General features: G+C 75.8%; 4 protein-coding genes. 3 read left to right on the forward strand and 1 reads right to left on the reverse strand.

What is annotated here, in order from left to right; translation table 11 throughout:
• On the reverse strand, positions 1-877 hold an 877-nt coding region (locus tag AC2CJA_RS24490), incomplete at its 3' end, for an SGNH/GDSL hydrolase family protein (protein WP_484604856.1).
• Positions 878-1129: 252 nt separating this feature from the next.
• Here AC2CJA_RS24490 and AC2CJA_RS24495 point away from each other — a divergent pair.
• The 3 genes from AC2CJA_RS24495 to AC2CJA_RS24505 all read left to right on the forward strand — a co-directional run.
• The gene (locus AC2CJA_RS24495; protein ID WP_484604857.1) at positions 1130-2539 is read left to right on the forward strand and encodes a cystathionine beta-synthase; all 1410 of its coding nucleotides are present in this window, start codon (positions 1130-1132) and stop codon (positions 2537-2539) included.
• 408 nt (positions 2540-2947) lie between these two features.
• Positions 2948-3787 (forward strand): MurR/RpiR family transcriptional regulator, encoded by an 840-nt coding sequence (locus tag AC2CJA_RS24500; RefSeq protein WP_484604859.1) that lies wholly within the window; start codon positions 2948-2950, stop codon positions 3785-3787.
• A gap of 186 nt (positions 3788-3973) precedes the next feature.
• On the forward strand, positions 3974-4574 hold a 601-nt coding region (locus AC2CJA_RS24505), incomplete at its 3' end, for a hypothetical protein (protein WP_484604858.1).

Raw genomic sequence — 4574 nt, forward strand, 5'->3', positions numbered from 1 at the left:
CCGCGGCCTCGACGGGGAGGGCCTCCTCGCCCGGTGCGGTGGGGCCGCCCGGGCGTCCGTCCTCCTCGGGCCACAGGTCCAGCGCGGCGCAGAGCGTGGGCAGGAAGGCCATGGCGGCGGTCGCGTAGCCCTCCGCCGAGGGGTGGTAGTTGTCCGGGCCGAACAGCTCCCGCGGGTTCGCCTCGAACTCCGGACCGAGCAGGTCGCCCAGTGAGACCGTCCACCCGCCCTGCTCCACCACCGCGATCGTCTGGGCCGCCGCGAGCCGGCGGCTCATCCGCCGGGCCAGCCAGCGCAGCGGCTGGGCGACCGGCTCGACCGTGCCCAGGTCCGGGCAGGTTCCCACCACGACCTCGCACCCGGCCGCCCGCAGCCCCGCCACCGCGTCCCGCAGCAGCCGTACCGAGACGGCGGGCGGCACGCGGTGGGTGACGTCGTTCGCGCCGATCATGACGAGGCACACGTCGGGAGCGCCGTCGTCGCCGTCCTCCAGCAGCCGCGCCACCTGGCGCCCCAGGTCGTCCGAGCACGCCCCCGACACCGCCACGTTGCGCAGCCGCACCGGCCGCTCCGCCACCGCGGCCAGACCCGCGGCCAGCAGGGCGCCCGGGGTCTGCCGCGGCCGGTGGACGCCCTGCCCGGCGGCGGTGGAGTCGCCGAGCACCGCCAGCCGCAGCGGCGCGGCCTGCGCGCCCGGGCCGACGGAGGCGACGGCCGTGCCGTAGACCCCGTCCGCCGACGGCGGTACGCCGTCCGATCCGCCCACCCGGCGCCGCGCCAGCCGTACCTCGGCCATCAGCAGGCCGACGGCCGCCCCGCCGAGCAGTCCGGCTCCTCCGCCGCCGTACGCCGCGGCGGTCGCGATCCTGCGTGCCACTCCCGCTCCGGACACCGGTCCGGGCACAGCACTCGCCATCGGGCCCTCCGTTCCGCCGCGCCCCCGCAGCCTTCTCGCACCCCCGCGCCCCGTGCGCCCGGCGCGCGATCCGTACGGCACACCCGTACGGTCACCATGAGTCTCATGCCCAGTACAGGTGGCTGCGCAACGCGCGTCAACGCCGCTCCGGCGTCCCCCTAGGCTGGCTGCACGGGCAGGCGACGGCGACTGCCCCCGAGTGCGGAGAATCAGGTGCAGTATCACGAGTCGATGATCGAGCTTGTCGGCAACACCCCGCTGGTCAAGCTGAACAAGGTGGCGGCGGGGATCCGGGCCACCGTCCTGGCCAAGGTCGAGTACTTCAACCCCGGCGGCTCGGTGAAGGACCGGATCGCGGTCCGGATGATCGAGGCCGCCGAACGCTCCGGGGAGCTGAAGCCGGGCGGCGTCATCGTCGAGCCCACCTCCGGCAACACCGGGGTCGGGCTGGCGATCGTGGCCCAGCAGAAGGGCTACCGCTGCGTCTTCGTCTGCCCGGACAAGGTGTCCACGGACAAGATCAACACACTGCGCGCGTACGGCGCCGAGGTCGTGGTCTGCCCCACCGCGGTCGACCCCGGGCACCCCGACTCCTACTACAACGTCTCCGACCGGCTGGTGCGCGAGACGCCGGGCGCCTGGAAGCCGGACCAGTACAGCAACCCGGACAACCCGCGCTCCCACTACGAGACCACCGGCCCCGAGCTGTGGCGGCAGACGGACGGGAGGATCACCCACTTCGTGGCCGGCGTCGGCACCGGCGGCACCATCAGCGGCACCGGCCGCTACCTCAAGGAGGTCTCCGGCGGGAAGGTGCGGGTCGTCGGCGCCGACCCGGAGGGCTCGGTGTACTCCGGCGGATCGGGGCGCCCCTACCTGGTGGAGGGCGTCGGCGAGGACTTCTGGCCCAGCGCCTACGACCGCGAGGTGGCGGACGAGATCGTCGCCGTCTCCGACAAGGACTCCTTCCGGATGACGCGGCGGCTGGCCCGCGAGGAGGGCCTGCTGGTCGGCGGCTCCTGCGGCATGGCCGTGGTCGCGGCGCTGCGCGTGGCCGAGGGGCTCGGGGAGGACGACACGGTCGTGGTCCTGCTGCCGGACGGCGGGCGCGGCTACCTCTCGAAGATCTTCAACGACGAGTGGATGGCGGACTACGGTTTCCTGGAGGACGGCGAGCCCACCCAGGCCCGCGTCGGCGATGTGCTGCGCCGCAAGGACGGCGGGCTGCCCTCGCTGGTCCACATGCACCCCGAGGAGACGGTCGGCGAGGCCGTCGAGGTGCTGCGCGAGTACGGCGTCTCGCAGATGCCCGTGGTCAAGCCCGGCGCCGGGCACCCGGACGTGATGGCGGCCGAGGTCGTCGGCTCGATCGTCGAACGCGACCTGCTGGACGCGCTGTTCACCGGGTGCGCGAAGCTGGAGGACCCGCTGGAGGCCCATATGAGCGCACCGCTGCCGCAGGTCGGCTCGGGCGAGCCGGTCGCCGACCTGATGGCGGTGCTGGAGGGGGCCGACGCGGCGATCGTGCTGGTGGACGGCAAGCCGACCGGGGTGGTCAGCCGCCAGGACCTGCTGGCCTTCCTCGCCCGGGGCGGTGGGGCCGGCAGGGGCGGGGCGGAGTAGGTACCTGGTCGTCACGGCAGGGAAAAACGCGGTTAACACCCGTCGGGCACTGTGGTGTCCAACGGCGCGGAGGCTTCCGGAGCGGCTCCCGGACTCCTACCGGCGCCCGGGACGCGGGCCAGGCCCGGCCGCGCGTCCTCGCGGGGACCGCCGTCGTCCCGCCCTCGGTGCGCGCACCGGGGTGCGGCGGTCCCCGCGCGAATCCTCCCGGCGGGCGTGTGCGCCCGTCCCCCGCCCCGCCCTCCACCGCCCGCCCCGGACTTCTGGCGCCCGCACCGCCGGGCCGGGCCGGCTCCGGCCGGTACTGAATAGGCTTATGCGGAGCAGGAAGGTCCTGAAAGGGACGGCGCGAGCGGGGTGGAGGGGCAGGTGGGCACGGTGAGCGGTGCGGGCACGCGGCTGCTGAGGATGTTCGAGGGGCACCGGCTGACCCCCACTCAGCGGCGGATCGCCCACTGCATGGTGCGACGGGCGGACGACGCCCCGTTCCTGTCCAGCGTGGAGCTGGCGGAGCTGGCCGGTGTCAGCCAGCCGTCGGTGACCCGCTTCGCCGTGGCCCTGGGCTTCGACGGCTACCCGGCGCTGCGCAGGCACCTGCGCGAGGCCCTCCCCGCGTCCCCGGCGGGCGGCGCCCCCGGCGCCGGAGCGGAGGGGACGGACGGCGGCGGCGCGGCGGGCAACGCGTACCAGCAGGCCGTGTACGCCGAGATCGAGAACCTGCGGCAGCTCGCGGCCCAGCTCTCCGACCCCGCCCCCGTCGCCGAGGCCGGACGCCTGCTGGCCGCCTCCCGGCCGCTGCCCGTCCTGGGCCTGCGGGCCGCCGCCGCGCAGGCCCGCGGTTTCGCGTACTTCGCCGCCAAGGTGCACCCGGACGTACGGCTGCTGGACGAGGCGGGCTCGATGCTGGACGACCGCCTCGACGCCGCGGTGCGGGCCGGGGCGAGCGCGCTGCTGTGCTTCGCGCTGCCCCGCCATCCGCGTGAGACGGTGGCGGCGCTGGCGCACGCCCGGGAGGCCGGGCTGCGGATCGTCACCGTCGCCGACAGCGTCCTCGCGCCCGTCGCCCGCCCCGGTGACCTGCTGCTGCCCGCCGCCGTCGGGACCGCGCTGTCCTTCGACACCGCCTGCTCGCCCATGATGCTGGGACGGGTGCTGCTGGAGGCGATGTGCGACGAACTGCCCGACGCGCAGGCCCGGCTGGAGGAGTTCGACGTGCGCGCCGCCGAGCGGGACCTGTTCGCCGAGTGACCGCCCGGCCCGGCCGGAGGGGCCCCACCGGGCGCCGGGCGGTACCGGCCGTTCTCTCAGGCGAATCTCATCGTCGCCGACTACGCTTTCCCCCCGAGCGAGCCGTCACGCGGTGACGCGGTGGCGGCGCACAGCCGAACGGAGAACATCACCGGAACGTCACCGGAAGGAACGAGGAGGGCTGCCGTGGGACGGGGAGCGTACGCGCTGGCGAGGGTCGCGGTGTACACACGGACGGCGGGCACCGCGCTGTGGTGGACCGGCCTGGCGGCCGCGGGCGTCGGCCTGGCCGTACCGGGGCTGACCGGGCGGCGCATCGGGATCCTGGGCGGGGCCGTGCTCTTCCTCGTAGCGGCCGCCGGGGTCTTCCTGGCGCGCCGCCGCCGCTGCACCGGGCTGATCAAGGCGTCGACCACGGCCGGCAAGTGGGTGGTGCTCCACGACCGGGCGGTGACCGTGCGCGTCTGGCTGCGCAGGCGCCGCTGGTGGCTGGCCGCCGCGTTCCTGGCCGCCGTGGCCTCGTCCCTGGCCGCTCCGGCCGCCGGCGGACTGCTGCTGGCCGGAGCCGGGGCGGGGCTGCGGGCCAGGGCGGTGTGGCTGGGCCGCTGGGAGCGGCGCAACGAGAAGCTGCTGTGGGTGCGCCCGGAGTGGGCGGACGGGCGCAGCCCGTCCCGCAAGGGCGTGCGCGGCTGGATGACCACCGGTCCGCTGGCCGGGGACGCCGCGCCGGGCGGCGCCCGCCGCCGCACCCCGGCGCCGGGAGCGGCCCGGGAGCGCCGCCCCCGGG

The organism is Streptomyces sp. ATLC9 (assembly GCF_057196705.1).